This window comes from Porcincola intestinalis (genome assembly GCF_009696445.1).
GTDB classification, from domain to species: Bacteria; Bacillota; Clostridia; order Lachnospirales; family Lachnospiraceae; genus Porcincola; species Porcincola intestinalis.
The window spans coordinates 26138-41250 of the sequence record NZ_VULZ01000008.1; the positions used below are offsets into that span (position 1 = coordinate 26138).

General features: G+C 42.9%; 16 protein-coding genes and 1 pseudogene. 12 read left to right on the top strand and 5 right to left on the bottom strand.

Going from position 1 to position 15113, the window contains the following annotated elements; translation table 11 throughout:
* Nucleotides 1–33 precede the first annotated feature (33 nt).
* The 7 genes from FYJ35_RS08340 to FYJ35_RS14705 all read left to right on the top strand — a co-directional run bounded on the left by FYJ35_RS08340 (nucleotide 34) and on the right by FYJ35_RS14705 (nucleotide 7326).
* Nucleotides 34–3663, top strand: a complete 3630-nt coding sequence (locus tag FYJ35_RS08340; RefSeq protein WP_154525478.1) for an ATP-binding protein — start codon at nucleotides 34–36, stop codon at nucleotides 3661–3663.
* 9 nt (nucleotides 3664–3672) lie between these two features.
* A complete protein-coding gene (locus tag FYJ35_RS08345; protein ID WP_154525480.1) occupies nucleotides 3673–4230 on the top strand; it encodes a hypothetical protein in 558 nt (185 codons plus the stop codon).
* Between the two features lie 133 nt (nucleotides 4231–4363).
* Complete coding sequence (locus tag FYJ35_RS08350; RefSeq protein WP_154525482.1) at nucleotides 4364–6208, top strand: DUF262 domain-containing protein; 1845 nt, start codon at nucleotides 4364–4366, stop codon at nucleotides 6206–6208.
* Nucleotides 6209–6258: 50 nt separating this feature from the next.
* Nucleotides 6259–6393 (top strand): DUF6998 domain-containing protein, encoded by a 135-nt coding sequence (locus tag FYJ35_RS15390; protein WP_408634777.1) that lies wholly within the window; start codon nucleotides 6259–6261, stop codon nucleotides 6391–6393.
* Nucleotides 6394–6403: 10 nt separating this feature from the next.
* Nucleotides 6404–6595, top strand: a complete 192-nt coding sequence (locus FYJ35_RS15395) for a hypothetical protein (RefSeq protein ID WP_408634785.1) — start codon at nucleotides 6404–6406, stop codon at nucleotides 6593–6595.
* Between the two features lie 12 nt (nucleotides 6596–6607).
* Nucleotides 6608–7126: a pyridoxamine 5'-phosphate oxidase family protein gene (locus tag FYJ35_RS08355; RefSeq protein ID WP_154525484.1), complete on the top strand. Its 519-nt coding sequence runs from the start codon at nucleotides 6608–6610 to the stop codon at nucleotides 7124–7126.
* On the top strand, nucleotides 7105–7326 hold the full coding sequence (locus tag FYJ35_RS14705) for a Fic family protein (RefSeq protein ID WP_235906466.1): 222 nt from the start codon (nucleotides 7105–7107) through the stop codon (nucleotides 7324–7326). The genes FYJ35_RS08355 and FYJ35_RS14705 overlap by 22 nt, the downstream gene beginning before the upstream one ends.
* Nucleotides 7327–7973: 647 nt before the next feature.
* Here the strand turns inward: FYJ35_RS14705 and FYJ35_RS08365 are convergent.
* Both FYJ35_RS08365 and FYJ35_RS08370 read right to left on the bottom strand, forming a co-directional pair.
* The gene (locus FYJ35_RS08365; RefSeq protein WP_154525486.1) at nucleotides 7974–8861 is read right to left on the bottom strand and encodes a nucleotidyl transferase AbiEii/AbiGii toxin family protein; all 888 of its coding nucleotides are present in this window, start codon (nucleotides 8859–8861) and stop codon (nucleotides 7974–7976) included.
* Nucleotides 8858–9445: a type IV toxin-antitoxin system AbiEi family antitoxin domain-containing protein gene (locus FYJ35_RS08370; protein WP_154525488.1), complete on the bottom strand. Its 588-nt coding sequence runs from the start codon at nucleotides 9443–9445 to the stop codon at nucleotides 8858–8860. The genes FYJ35_RS08365 and FYJ35_RS08370 overlap by 4 nt, the downstream gene beginning before the upstream one ends.
* 137 nt (nucleotides 9446–9582) lie before the next feature.
* On the opposite strand from FYJ35_RS08370, the gene FYJ35_RS15400 reads away from it, so the two are divergent.
* The 5 genes and pseudogenes from FYJ35_RS15400 to FYJ35_RS08390 all read left to right on the top strand — a co-directional run bounded on the left by FYJ35_RS15400 (nucleotide 9583) and on the right by FYJ35_RS08390 (nucleotide 12763).
* Complete coding sequence (locus FYJ35_RS15400; protein ID WP_154525490.1) at nucleotides 9583–9825, top strand: type II toxin-antitoxin system PemK/MazF family toxin; 243 nt, start codon at nucleotides 9583–9585, stop codon at nucleotides 9823–9825.
* Entirely contained in the window at nucleotides 9822–11177 is a 1356-nt protein-coding gene (locus FYJ35_RS08380) for an MATE family efflux transporter (protein ID WP_154525492.1), read from the top strand. Before FYJ35_RS15400 ends, FYJ35_RS08380 begins: the two co-directional genes overlap by 4 nt.
* Nucleotides 11178–11195: 18 nt before the next feature.
* Nucleotides 11196–11417: pseudogene (locus FYJ35_RS14425) on the top strand (DDE-type integrase/transposase/recombinase); the annotation flags it as partial.
* Between the two features lie 81 nt (nucleotides 11418–11498).
* Nucleotides 11499–12170 carry an MFS transporter gene (locus tag FYJ35_RS08385; RefSeq protein ID WP_154525494.1) on the top strand — a complete coding sequence of 224 codons (672 nt, stop codon included), beginning with the start codon at nucleotides 11499–11501 and terminating at the stop codon, nucleotides 12168–12170.
* 38 nt (nucleotides 12171–12208) lie between these two features.
* A complete protein-coding gene (locus FYJ35_RS08390; RefSeq protein ID WP_328597071.1) occupies nucleotides 12209–12763 on the top strand; it encodes an MFS transporter in 555 nt (184 codons plus the stop codon).
* A 131-nt stretch (nucleotides 12764–12894) separates the two neighbouring features.
* On the opposite strand, the gene FYJ35_RS08395 is transcribed toward FYJ35_RS08390, so the two are convergent.
* From FYJ35_RS08395 to FYJ35_RS08400, 3 genes are read right to left on the bottom strand one after another with little or no spacing between them, the layout of a single operon-like run.
* Nucleotides 12895–13674: a DUF4097 family beta strand repeat-containing protein gene (locus tag FYJ35_RS08395; protein ID WP_205839777.1), complete on the bottom strand. Its 780-nt coding sequence runs from the start codon at nucleotides 13672–13674 to the stop codon at nucleotides 12895–12897.
* Nucleotides 13671–14675 (bottom strand): permease prefix domain 1-containing protein, encoded by a 1005-nt coding sequence (locus FYJ35_RS14430; RefSeq protein ID WP_205839778.1) that lies wholly within the window; start codon nucleotides 14673–14675, stop codon nucleotides 13671–13673. Before FYJ35_RS14430 ends, FYJ35_RS08395 begins: the two co-directional genes overlap by 4 nt.
* Entirely contained in the window at nucleotides 14672–15007 is a 336-nt protein-coding gene (locus tag FYJ35_RS08400; RefSeq protein WP_154525500.1) for a PadR family transcriptional regulator, read from the bottom strand. The genes FYJ35_RS14430 and FYJ35_RS08400 overlap by 4 nt, the downstream gene beginning before the upstream one ends.
* Nucleotides 15008–15113: the final 106 nt, after the last annotated feature.

Consider the following 15113-nt stretch of genomic DNA (forward strand, 5'->3'; position numbering starts at 1 on the left):
ATTTTACGGAAGGATTAAGAAAGGGTATAGAATATGCTGGCTAGCGAAATTACATGGGAAAGGTTCGCAAATATTCATGAGAACCCAACCAAAGAATTTGAAAGATTATGTTGGCATTTGTTTAAGCACTACTATGCCCATAATGAGTCTATTCCCCATTCAAACCCTAATAATCCTGGAATCGAAATCGATCCTGTTTTATCACGTGATAGTAAAACACGAATCAGTTTTCAATCAAAATGGTTTGAGAAGATGGATTATGGCCAGGTTCGTCATTCTGCAAAAATGGCTGTAAAATATTACTCGGGAAAAGTTGACAAGATATATCTCTTTAGCAACAAAGATGTGACTGTAACATCTGTAGCATATACTGATATCTTAAATCTTTTAAAGGAAGCAGGGATAGAATTAGAACCAGTAACAAATTTAACAATACTTCAAATGGCTGAAAATCACCCTGGTATTGCAGAGCTTTATTTTGGGACTTTTGTTCCAGATGATGACTGGTTTAAGGAAAAATTGAATCGAAGTATCGCAATATTGGACAAGAGGTATAATCCACTCTTCAATGTAGATAATACAACGGAACTAATGTTGTCATTATTTTCGAGCGGAAATAAAGCCATAAAGTATATCAATAATAAAAAGATTCTAGCAATAGAAGAGATAGCAACGATTTCAAGGTATTCAAATATCCCTATTAAGAAGAAGGCAGTAGGTATTATATCTTCTTTACCAGATGTTAGCGATGAAACAATCGTAAACGCTTTAAGCTGGTCTTCCATTTTAAAAGATGAGTTGAGCGACGATATTAAACAATTAGAAGATAAACTTCTCAAACTTCGGGATGAATTTGAACATTTTGAAGAGAATAATGGTAATCAGAAAAAAGAAACGCAATCTTCTAGTCAGTTCCTTTCGCGTGAAAAGAAAAACGAGATTTACAGGCAAATTCTCGAAGTTGAGCGTTTAATGGCAATTCCAGAACTACTATCTCTTAATAAAAATGAACAGCAAGCGATATTAAGTAAAATAATGCTTATGACTGGAGAAGCAGGGATCGGGAAATCACACTCTATAGCATTAATAGCTTCAGAGTCTATGGAAAGTGGAACGCCTGTTTTGCTATTGCTGGGACAGCAGTATATTTCTGATGAAGACATTTTCAAGCAGGTAATGACTAATCTTGGTGTTCATGCAGATTTTGTTACATTACTTGATGTCTTAGATGCATTTGGTGATCGGTTACAAAAGAAGATCGTAATATATATAGATGCCCTCAATGAATCCAGAAACAAAGAAGTATGGCGACAGGGACTTCCAAAGATTGTCAATGAGATTCAAAAAAGAAACAATCTAAAACTATTGGTTTCATGCAGAGATGGGTATCAAAGTACAGTCCTCTCTGATGAAATCGAATCGCTAATTCACAGAGGGGACATTTTACATGTGATTCATTTTGGCTTTTCGGACAATACATTAGAAGCAGCAAGCGATTTTATGAATCATTATGGAATACCATTTACCCCAGTGGCTGCTTTAGAAGTAGAGGCGTCAAATCCTTTATTTCTATCATTATTATGTGAAACATATAGCGGAAGCTATCCGACAATTGATGAAGTTTTTGAGCGTTTGATTGAGAAGGCTGATAAAGAGACTAGAACTGCATTAGGCATTTCTTCGGATATCAACCTTGCAGGGCGGCTTGTTAAAGATTTTTGCATGAAGATATTAGATAGCGGCTTTGCCCACTCAATTCCGTTAGAAGATTTATTAGCAATGCGCTTTTGGGATACGTATGGTTTGTCAAATAGCAAAGTGGAGTATTTTCATTTATTGAAGTCTACTGGATTGTTTATGGATATACCTATAAACGGCGAAGAGTATGTCTGCTTTTCTTATGATAGATTCCGAGAGCTTGCTTGCGCAAAATACTTGCTTGGTAGCTGCGACAGCAAAGATAATGCTTATCAGGTAATGAAAGATCAGATACTGTGTATTACCGACGGAAAAGTCTGTAATCGAAACAATATAGAGTTATTCATAGCTTGCTGCGCTGAGTATGCGAAAAAATATCATGAGGAATGTATAAGCATAATTGATGATCTCAGTGATGATGGTAAAGACTGGTTCTCAGAAAAGAATGAAATACTCTCACGGTATTATAAATCCTTTGATTGGAGAGATGGGAGAGATTACACATGGGTATCATTTTACGATGTAATAAAGAAGTATGGTGCCCCTATTGAGGATATTTTAAGTTTATTTGTCCGACATAGCGCTTCACCCAACCATCCATTGAATGCTGATCGGTTACATTCGATACTAATTAGGCAAAAGCTTGCGGAAAGAGATGGACAGTGGACGATTTTTGTGAATGGTCTCAATAGCGAAGATCGCATGCTTCAATTAATTGAATATATTCAAAGCGGTAGAGAATATCAGTTTCGGTCTACTGATGAGAGTCGGCTGTTATTGATTTTGCTGACATGGACATTAAGTTCAAGTAATCGTATTGTACGCGATAAAGCATCAAAGGCAATGATTGAAATATTACGGACAAATTTTAACCATTGTAAATATTTAATCGGATTATATCAAGGCTGTGATGATCCATATGTTCTGCAAAGACTTTATGGCATCATTCTTGGTGCATGCATAAAACGGAATAAGGCATATAAAGAAGAGTATTCACTTCTGGCAAAAGAAGTTTATCAACTGATTTTCAATAGGGATGATGTATATCCGGATATTTTGCTGCGTGACTACGCAAGAATGATAATCGAAAGGTGGCTGTTCGAATATCCGGGATCTGAGCATGAAATCGATGTAAATAAGATTACTCCACCATACCCTGCAATTGAATTTCCACAGATAGCACCACCTGTTGAAGCAAGTTATGACTCAGAACCAGGACTACATTTAATACAGATGTCAATGACTCCGGACAAAGCCAATGTTGGTATAGGAATGTATGGTGATTTTGGAAGATATGTTTTTCAATCGCGTGTCGAAGATTTTATAGGGGCAGATATTGAGCAATGTTATAACTATGCTATTGACTTTATAAAGAACAAGTTGGGATACGAAGAAAAAACACTTGGCTTTTATGACACACATGAATGTCGGAGTGCATCGAGAAGTGAAAATAAAAAATTAGAGCGGATCGGTAAAAAGTATGAGTGGATAGCATATTTTAATATATTGGCTCGTTTATCAGATAAATATTCAATTGAATCGTATGAATATGGTCAATCAGCTTCATATGAAGGTCCGTGGAATCCAATGATTAGGGATTTTGATCCAACACTAAATGTGCACTTCTTTGGTTCTACCAATGATCCGGTATTTGATAAGGCTGAAATGTGCTCTGGCTTTATAGATAGCACTGATATGACAATTGAGGAATTGTCACAATGGGCTGTGATTGAACCGGAATGCATTCAAAAACATGGTAATGCATTGAAAGTAAAAGATAATCATGGAACACCCTGGATCTATCTGATGCATAGAACGGATTATGAAAATGAAATATACCACAGTCAATACAAAACAGGATTCTCCGAAGGTGGACAGTGTCTCTGGATTGATTCATATGCTTGTGTTGTGGAAAAGAAAAATGCAGCTGCTTTTTTACAAATATTACAACAAGCAAACTTCTAGGGAAGATGGATGACAGATTTTCCGGAAGAATATTCATTGTTTAATATGGAATATGCTTGGTCTAATGGCTACAAGAGTATATTTGATCATCCATGGCATGTTCTTGAGTTGCCGTCTGAGTCCGGACTTGATCTGGATGTTGCCGCCTCCCTTGGAAAATATGCCCCCTTAACAAGCGGGTATATATGGGAGGGCGAGTATGATGGATCAATAGATGATGCAATCAGTATATGTATGCCAAACGGTTTACTAATCAAAGGATTGAGCCTACATCAAAAAGAGTATAATGGCCACTTTTATAATGATAACAATGAACTCATTATTATCGATGGTAGAACGGCAGGGTGTGCTGAAGGACTTCTCATAAGAGAGGATGCTCTGAATGAATTTTTGAATACAAATGATTACGTTCTATTTTGGACAACTTTGGCGAACAAGCTCTATAAAACAGCATCAAGTAGAAATGAATATGTTCAAAGTGACTGGTCTGGTCTGTATTATTATGAAAACGGCGAGATTAAAGGTGCAATGAGGTGTGTAGGTGTCTATCCGCACGATGTAAGGTAGTCACAGTGGTTGATACATTCGAAGCGGATACATTTGAGCCGGAAAATACCAGAATTAAATTTCTAAGATGCAGCGAGATGGCTTTACTAAAAATGGATATGCTTAAGAAATACAGGTGGCAGGAAGAAACAGGATGATTAAGACAGTAGACCAGACCACAGTTGCTGACATCTTTTCAATTAATAGCGATAGGGTTTATCGGATTCCCAAATATCAAAGAGAATACACATGGGGAATTAATGACTGGGATGCACTCTTTAATGATGTCACCGAAAATGACTGCGGCTATTTCCTTGGCTCATATATTTGTGTAAACAGTGGTTCCTTAAATGGTACGGTTCTTGAAGTGATTGATGGGCAGCAAAGATTTTCAACTTTGTCATTATTACTGACAGCTCTATATGAAAAACTGTCCGCCCTCGAGAGCCAGATGGAACTTGAGGACAAAACGGATTTATCGAACTTAAGAAGCGAACTTGCAAACAAGAAGCAGATCCTTTCGGCAACGGGTAGAAAATATGATTATACGCAGCGCTTGATTCTGCAAAAGCAAAATATGAATGATGAGGATTTTTCGTATATTCTTTCTGAAAAAGGAGTGATCAGTGCCAAAAAGAGCAGACCGTTAAATTTTGGCAATAGAAGGATCGCAAAGGCGTATCGTCACTTTATCAAGCTGATTGAAGATGAGGTGGAAAAGATAAAGAGTGAAAACTCGAATGCTGATGACATTAGTGCATTATTCAGTATTAAGAGCAAATTTGAGCAGGCTGTTCTTGTGGGAATCGAAGTAGATACCAATAAAGATGCCTACATGCTTTTTGAATCATTGAATCATCGAGGTGTTCCGCTTTCGGCGCTTGATCTGATAAAGAATACACTTATAGCGCAGGCTGCTACAGAGGCAGAAGCTGATAATAGCTATGAGCTTTGGAAACAGATTCTCTCCAATGTTGGCCAGGATGATTATGCCGTTCAGGAACGATTTTTCCGTCAGTACTATAATGCATTTCGTGAAGAATTGAATGCACCATATAAGGTTCCTGATAAGAAGTATTATTTGGGGTATTTGGCGACCAGAACAACACTGATTGATATTTACGAGAAAATGATCAAAAGCGATTATGTTACATTGCTGGATGATCTTCTTGCGAAATCTCAAAAATACTCATTGATCGTCAATAACAGTGATGAGGAATATGCTTATACACCAGCTTTGCAGGATCTGGAACGTATTTCTGGTGCGCCATCGTACATTCTGATGCTGTATATTATGTCGAATCAGGCGGAGCTTGAGCTGACAGATGATCATCTCAATTCCATCATCAAAACACTCATTACATTTTTCGTTCGCCGTAATGTAACAGACGTTCCGAACACACGAAAACTGACACAGTTGTTTATTGACGTCATTGCTGAGGCAAAGCTGCTGCAAGGTGATGATATTGTTAATGTGATACATGATCGCCTGCAGGCAGTCGCTGCATCTGATGAATTGTTCGAAGAAAAACTTAGAGGCTCAATATACGATGAAAATCCGGAAGCGACGAGATTCATACTCTGTAGCATCGAGGCACGTCATCAGACGAAGGAAATCTATTCTGATCTTTGGGCGAGAGATAACAGCAATAAGTATATCTGGACTATTGAACATATCTTCCCGGAAGGGGAAAATATCCCGGACTCATGGGTCGATATGATAGCTGGTGGAGATAAGATGCTTGCTAAGCAGTATCGCTCAGACTATGTCCATACGCTCGGGAATCTCACAATTACTGGATATAATCAGAACCTTTCTAATATGGCTTTTGAACAAAAACGCGACCGTAAATCAAAAGACAAAACGAAAGATGTCGGTTATCGTAACGGCCTTTATTTGAATCAGGATGTCGTGAATGAAGACACATGGACTATTAAGAAGATAACTGAGCGAACAGATGCTCTTGTGAAGACACTTCTTGAAATGTACAAATGGTGAGATAAGGAACGGGTAAGTGGAACAGATAGATTACACATAGAAAAGAAGAAATGGAATTGGTCCAGAGTAAGATACAAGAATTGATAATAATCGAATCTGAGCTTGAGACAGAAGTCCCTGGATGCCATTTCACCACAGACGGGCATTTAGTTGGCAGCATCGTGGAAGTAATGGCAACATATTAATTATTACTTTATCGATCTTTATGATGCTTCTGCGAAGAGACATGATGGAGTTGTTGATGGTAGACAGGTTCAAATTAAGGTTATGCAGCGGGACGATATTATGATATCTGCTGAGCCATACCATTCTACAGCTTTAGCAATGAAGGGGGGAGCAGATCCTGACTGGTTGCCAGGTATTCTGTTACCCACAACCTTATTGTAGGAGGAAGAATAAATGACTGACGAACAGTATGCACTTGCTGAGTCCTTCTGGACTCGTAAAGATGAAAACGAAAAGAAGCTGGATGCTGATACTCTGTATAGCTGGATAGACGAGTTCTTATTATCCCATAAGGTTCTTGCCCTGGCGACTGCCACGAAGGATTTTATTCGTTGCACGCCGCTTGAGTACAGTTGGTATACGGGAGCACTTTGGATCTTCACCGAAGGTGGGCTCAAGTTCAAAGCTTTGAAGGAGAATAAGCGTATCGCGGCAGCGGTCTTCGAGACGGGCGCGTCCTTTGGCGGATTGAAGTCGCTGCAGATCGAAGGAACAGCGGAGCTTGTCGGGCTGTTCTCCGATGAATATAAGAATGCCGCGGAGTTCAGAAAGATACCGATGGAAGCATTGAAGAAACTCGAAGAGCCTATGTGGCTTTTGAAGATCATACCGATAGAGATCACCTGCCTGAATTCAGATTTCAAGAAAGACGGATTTGGCAGCAGGCAGATATGGAAGAGATGTCATCAATGAATGAGTATAAACCGCCATTTCACATGACGGATAAGACAACCAATCTTGTGGGAGATATCAGCGAGCAGGTCGGCAGGATCAAAGTGCTCTCGCATGGCAATCTGAATCCGGCATTAGCACAAGGAGTTATCGAAATGACAATTCCCGACAAGCCTAACAGCCGAAATCAGAGGTACAGGAGAAAGCAACTTGATCGGTGACCGACCAAGATAAGCGACCAAGATGCCGACCAAGTTAACGGCATACTGGGCCTAGAATTTGATCATAAACCGATCGAGCAGAGGAGAGCATGTTGAGACGGTAGTATTGATGGCAAGGGTCGATGTACAATAGCCGCGCAGGTAGGGATTTTTCACTATCTGCCAATCATGATATAGTAAATCAGGAAGATAGGATGAAGAAAGTATGAAGCCTCGAAGGATAAAACCTCTGGGGCCTTTTACGTGGGAAAACTCAGGAATGGAGGCGATGGACATGCCGATGAAACCAAAAGTACCTTGCAGGCACCCCGGCTGTGCAGAACTGGTCGCGCCGGGACAAAAGTACTGTGAGAAACACAAGACGATGCATCCAGAGAAGAACCGGTCAGCCGCTGGCCGAGGATACAATAGCCGCTGGAGCCGGGAGAGCAAGAAGTCCTTAGAGCTTCATCCACTCTGCGAGGTGTGTCTGCGCCGTGATCGGGATTCAGAGATACCCATTACCGGAAGATCGAAGCCGGTACCAGGACCGGATCGCTGGAGCTGGCCGTGGAGATGGAGGAGTACTTCCATGTGAGCCTGGATTATCAGCTGCTGGGAGAAACAGAATCAAACAGCAAGGCAAAGAGGGATTCACTGATAATGGTTTATTTCCAGCAGCCCTCGTTCGGATCCCATTCAGTGACTGGCACACTGGGTTGAGTAAGAAGGGGTGTTACAAATGTTCTGATCCGGGATATAGCATCATTCATTGAGACCGGGATCAGAGCTCTTTTCTTTTTCAAGAACGAGTTCCATCTGGTCTGGTGTATTGAATCACTCAAAAACTCATTGCTGAATGCCGGCGTGTCCATAGTGATGGGAGTATTCCGGTTTGTAAAGGTTTCCGTGACAGCGTTGTTCAGTTTTTTATAGTTGAAAGGATATTTCTCTGAGAGCACAAAAATGTCGTAGAAATCCTTATAACGGCTGTTCAGAAAGCCGTTTTTGACGATTGCTTCCAGCTTTTCGGCAATGGAAGATTCCAAGGAATATGCATTAACTCTGGGTGCTTCCATGTCAAGAATCACGGGAAAATCCATCTCCACGGCATCCGGATAAATCACATCACCAAATCCGATATCAATTCCGATTGGAATTCTGGTCCGGTCAAGATATGCGACCGCTGAGATATGCAGTCCATGATATTCTTTGAATTCTGTGATATCTTCCGCTGTAATGGAATCAAGGTCGAAAACAAGAGCATCATCGGTGTCCTGGGCAAAGATATCACGGAAGACAGTTTTCATTTCCTCAGCGCTGTTTGAGATACGTCTGGCCAGCAGGTCAACATCTGTCGTGGCCCGCTCGTACTTCCTGTCGAAGATGGCGTACAGAAAGATGCCGCCTTTCAGAACAAAATGGCCGGCATACGGAGATACCGAGATCCGGTAGATCGTACGCTCAAGCCCGTAATAGACGAGAGCGTCCTGAAACGTGCAGCCGGAGCTGACAGCGAAATTCTTCAGTCTTGCCTTTACGGAATCTGCGTTCATGAAACAAGCACCTCCAGATAAGTTCTTACAATAGCTTCGCATCGCAGCATTTTGGCATAGTTATAAAGCCGGTCGATCTGACGATCCTTCCTTTTCAGATAGTTGCGCAGCACCTCTGATGTTTCTTCAATGCCGATCTTATTGCGGTAGTAGATGATATCAACGACGGTCTTTTCAATGTCAAAGATACGGAATGAATCGCCGCCTTCCGCGATCTGTGAAACACCGGTTTCCATACGGGAAGGATCAAAATAGAATATCTTGATTTCCGGCCAGTCGGGAAGAGTACTGACTTTTTTCTTCCGGTCGATCGCAACATCGACAACGTCTGGCAGGAAATTCGTAAGTTCATAATATCGGGCGGCACTCATCAGGCAGATCACACCGTCCGGAACATACGCAGCAGCGTTGATGAAATCATTCTCGTCACCTTGATAGGAGAGATTCTCGTATGTGGTCCGGTTGATGCGGTGCAGCTGACTGTTTTCTTCCATTTGGCCGATCTTGTAGTAAGAATAGCCCATGTTTTTCAGTTCACTGGTCGTGTAGTATTTCTGATTTGCTTCAAGCGCGATCACAATCATCACCTCCTTGCCCGGAGTGTACATCGTTCCGAGAATAATTTCAACTAAATTCGGCAAATAAAATTAGCAGCAGAAAATAGTCAAAATACAGCTGGCGTGAATCAGAGATCGTACCGGTCTTATAAAGGACGGTGACCATGGTGCCGTTAACCTCGAATCTGAAGAGGGTATCCATGGTTCTGGGTGAACAGATTGATACGATTGATAAACATAGACTTCATACATTTTTGGGAAGACTCAGTGAAAAAGGTATGGCCCATACAGCGGAAACTGTCAGGGAACACCTCGGATTTTATTGCATTATGAGTTTTTCATGCATAGAATCATTACTATACGAAATGCTTAGATTTCTTATTTGTAAGGGGATGGTGCAGAAATGAACAGAGATCTGACAAAGGGGAGTATTGCCAGAGGCATGTTGCTGTTTGCACTGCCAATGATTGCCGGTGATCTATTGCAGCAGTTATATAACATGACAGACACATTGATTGTCGGTCAGGCACTTGGCAAGGATGCCCTGGCAGCAGTAGGCTCTGCCTATGCGCTGATGACATTTCTCACCTCGATCTTTCTTGGAATGTCCATGGGTGCTGGTGCATACTTCTCCATCTGCTATGGCCGCAAAGATCAAACATCTCTGAAAAAAGGCTGTGCCCAAGCCTTTGTACTGATCATGGCCATCGCCGTTGTCATCAACATTACCGTCTATGCAGGCATGGATCCCATTTTGCACTTTCTGGCTGTGCCGGATCAGATCTACACCGGCATGCGTCTCTATCTTTCCTGGATCTTTGCCGGCATTCTGGCCACATCCCTCTACAACTTCTTTGCCTGCAGCCTGCGTGCCATCGGCAATTCCATTGTACCGCTCTGGTTTCTTGCCATATCCACAGTTATGAACATCATTCTGGACCTGCTGTTTGTTCTTGTCTTTCACCAGGGCATCGCAGGTGCTGCCATCGCCACCATCATCGCACAGTATGTTTCCGGCATCGGCATTCTGCTCTATACCATCACAAAAGAAAAAGAATTGCTCCCTGCCAGATCAGATTTTCATCCGGATCCTGCTGTACTCAAGGAAATCTGGAATCAGTCCTTTCTGACCTGTGCCCAGCAGTCCTGCATGAACTTCGGCATCCTGCTTGTACAAAGACTGGTAGACAGCTTTGGACCGGTTACCATGGCTGCTTTTGCAGCAGCGGTCAAGATTGATACCTTTGCCTATCTGCCTGTTCAGGACTTTGGCAATGCCTTCTCCACATATATTGCCCAGAACTATGGTGCCGGCAATACTGACCGTGTACGCAGAGGCATCCACACCTCCCTTGTCATCAGTACCTTATTCTCTGCCATCCTGTCTGTACTTGTCGTTGTCAATGCACCGTTCCTGATGAAAGTCTTCATCTCTGCATCGGAAACAGAGGTCATCGCATCCGGTGTGCATTATCTGCACATTGAAGGTGCCTTCTACGTCGGCATCGGCTGTCTCTTTCTGCTCTATGGTCTGTACCGTGCCATTGACAGACCAGGCATCTCACTTGTACTGACCATCATCTCACTCGGCCTGCGGGTTGTTCTGGCCTATGTATTCGCACCGATCTTTCAGGAGACCGGCATCTGGGCAGCCATTCCCATTGGCTGGATCCTGGCAGATATCGCCGGACTATGTTACTACAAGATCCATCAGGATCATCTGCTGCAGGTACCCGGTACGGTAAGCACGGCTGCCTGACCATGATAAAACACGTAGTTTCATATACCGGCAGGAAAAATCTATCTTTCTCAGATTATTGACTGTTTTGATGGGTTATCTGTTTCCTGGACTATAGGAACTTCTCCCGATGCCGAACTGGTCAATACGATGCTTGATAACGCTATCGGAACCCTTAAGGAAAACGATCACCCCATTATTCATTCTGATCGAGGTGCACACTACCGTTGGTCAGGCCGGATCGAAAGGATGGAGAATGCCGACCCCCACCCCCGTTTATAGGGATGATGGCATTTTTGAATTGCGCTGCAAGCATGGAAGTAACATAACTCCTTAGAGGGCATGAATCCTGAGTGGGATTTTGGGAATATGACAGAAACGGGTAGTATGAAAATATTTTCACAGTATAAAGGTTTGGGAAGAGAGAACTTCATCCTTTTCGTTGGAAAGATCGTAACGAATCTTGGCGCAATGATATGGCCAATGATGACATTGATACTAAATAGGAAGCTGGGACTTGATGCAACGCAGACAGCACTGTTTTTTATAATAACCGGATTTATGTTTTTACCTGCAAATATATGGGGTGGACAGCTTGCAGACAGATTCAGCAAAAAAAAGATAATAATATTGTGTGACGTCGTTTCGATCGTATCGTTTGTAATAAGCGGTTTTCTCCCACTCACTTTGTATACGCTATGTGTGACCCTGACAGGTGCTTTTTTTCAGACACTGGAAGGACCTGTATATCAGGCTATGGTGGCAGATATCACTCCATCAGATAAAAGAGAACAAGCTTTTTCACTGCTTTACATGGGCGGGAACATTGGACTGATACTGTCGCCAACCATTGCAGGAATACTTTTTGATCATTATCTCTGGCTCTGCTTTGTAATAAGTGGAGTGTCTATATCGGTATCAACAGTCCTGATCGCTTTCTTTATAAAGGATACAACGGAACGAATAAGAAAAAATCCAGGGAAGAGGTTAAGGGGCAGGATGGGAATATTTTAAGGGTTGTAAAAAACAGTGCAACTCTGCTTCTTTTTCTGATTGCCATGAGTTTTTATCAGGGGGCTTATTCCCAATTCAGTTATCTGATGCCGCTTGATATCTCAAAGGCATATCCTGAGAATGGATCCATTATTTATGGAACAGTGACCAGCCTGAACTGTATCATTGTAGTGGTACTTACACCTGTAATAACAATGGCTATGGAAAAAGTGGCTATGACAAAGAAATATCTGCTCGGAATCATCCTGCAGGCATTGAGCTTTGGAGCATTTGCGCTTTCATTTGGAGTGATTGCGGGATATTATGTCTCAATAACACTTTTTACGCTGGGAGAGATACTGACGACGATCGTAACGGGGGCATTTCTTGCGGACAGGGTTTCAGCAAATTTTAGAGGAAGAATATATGGCATAACCAGCTTTTCAGTAGCTTTTATGACAGGGATAGTGGAGTGGAACAGCGGATGGCTGTTTGATCATTATGGTTCTGAACCGGCATGGATTTTTTCTGTTGCAATGACGATGATCGCAGTGATTGCTTCGTTTGTTCTGGTGTTTACTGATAAGAGAGAGTACGGTGAGTTGTACAAGTGATTGCTGCAGGTCCATACACTGGTGAGCCATTTCTGCGGCACCCGTCTTTTCCAAAGGAGAGGCGGGTGCCGATTTTTGAAGATAGGAAACCTGGTCAGGTATAACAGTGTATGAAATTCGGTCAAGTGCAGTTAGTTCTCTATTTCGATATCACCGGACTGTGTCCGTACTTTCAGAACCTTTTGACCGCTGCCGATGGTGATCTGGTTTTCGGCTCCGTTCGTCGTGCTGTATGAAGTGTCTCCGATGGTGATATCACCGGATGAGGTCGAGGGATATACCGTGTAGTTTTTTATGCTGTCATCCAAATTGACAATAAGGTCTCCGTTTTCACTGCTCAGGTCTGACTGCTCAAAGCTTACGTGTTCCATACCGATATTTCCGTTGTCTGTGGAGGCTTTCAGGACGGAGCCATGACACTGTTCCAGCGAGAGATCTCCGTTTTCACTTGTTAGTGTCAGATTTTTTACCGTGATCGTATCGTTCGGCTCGATACAAATATCACCATTGCTGGTGTCCAGGGAAACATCCTGCAGCGCTTTCAGATCGGCCGGAACAGTAACCGTCAGTATTCCGCCGGTTCTGTCGGATCTGTTTCCGCTGTTACGGACAGTCAGGATGCCGTCTGCCGTTTCGGCGGTGGGAACGGCATCTTTCGGGCCTGTATAAGTCATTTTATATTCTGTTCCTGTTTCAATCTGAATGTCATCATTCTGCAGATGGATCTGAAGTCCGGTGAAGGATTCCAGTTTTTTTGTTGTCTCCGTGTTGTTTTTCCCCTGGAAGTAAAAAGAAAAGTTATGATCTGAATGTAAAAAGACAGGTTTTCCCACATGCCACAGCGTTCCCAGGATGATTGCAGCTGTGGTGGCCAGTGACATCAGGATCAGGTAGAGGTTTCGTTTCTTCATGATTGATCCTCCTCTTTTCTTGTTCCGAAAATGGCTTTTATCAAGGAGTCGGCGACGGCAGCCAGTGGCCAGATGATCCAGGTGATGTACCAGGCGAAGGAAAGAAAGCTCCAGATCAGATACACACATGTTACTGTCGGCCAGAAAACAGACATGATGATGCGCACGGTTTTGTTTTCATAGTAGTTTTTTCCATTGTTCTGGCTGTAATATTCGGAGGAACAGGAGCTGTTGTTCAGATTCAGAAGAGTGCGGTAACCGTTCTCACGGGAGGAGCTGACGGTCAGAATCAGAACGCCCAGACCGACCATAAAAAGCAGGATATCAACACCCAGTCCCACAAACACACTCTGACCTGTCAGCATAGACAGAACAATCAGCGGAATGTAGCTGGTGCAGAAAAGCAGAATGGCAATCGTCCGCTGAAGAATGGACGTATCGTGCGTGTTGCGTCTCAGGTCATTGATCATCCCGGCAGTACCGTAATCAATGCTGCAGGGCTCCTTTTTCAGATAATTCCATTTGTTCATCTGCAGGCTGCTGTAGGTATGTAATGCCACGCAGGCCGCGATGGAGATGAACAGAAAAAGCAGTCCGGATACAATGGTTTTCTGTGAACCGTTTTCCAGTGAGCCGGCCAGAATGATTCCGCAGGAACAGATGATGGCGAAAAAGGTTCCCAGCCCGTGAAACAGGCCATAACAGGCCTTATCATCAAGATAGCTCTGTGCCTCCTGAAGTGTTACCTGACGTCCGGCGGTGAAGTTTCTGGATTCATGATTCAGGATACTGCTGATGCCGAGAACGTCGCCAAGTTCATCCAGATTTCCGAATTCTGATATCACCTGCGCAACAGCTTCATTCTCCGATTTTCCCTCGTTGACCAGCTCAGTATATTTGTCCTCCATCATCTGTCCCAGCTCACACTTTGCTTTGATGACGTCCGGCGTATTCGGCAGCTTTGCAAACATCGATTCCAGATAACTGCGTATGGTGTTCATGGATTCTCCTCCCTGATAAATCTCTCTACAACAGTTTTCGTCAGGCCCCATTCCTCGCATTTTTCACGATAGTAGCGGCGCCCGGATTCAGTGATCCGGTAATAGGTGCGCCGTTTGCCGTTTTCTGCAAATCCCGGAAATGACTCAATGCAGCCTTCTTTTTCAAGACGGGTGAATGCCGAGTAGAGGGTGGTTTCCTTTATGATATAAGCATCTTCTGTCATCAGCCGGATTCTTCTGGATATTTCATATCCGTAAGACGGACCGTCCAGCAGCAGGCACAGTATGATTGTGTCATTGCATCCGCGGATGACATCACTGCTGATTCCCATGGCATCTCCTTTCTGTCAGGTCTTGGAATATTCGCCTGTCGTACTACGACTAACATACTACGACAGATGAAGTATATCTGACAAACTGAATGTACTACGACAGCCG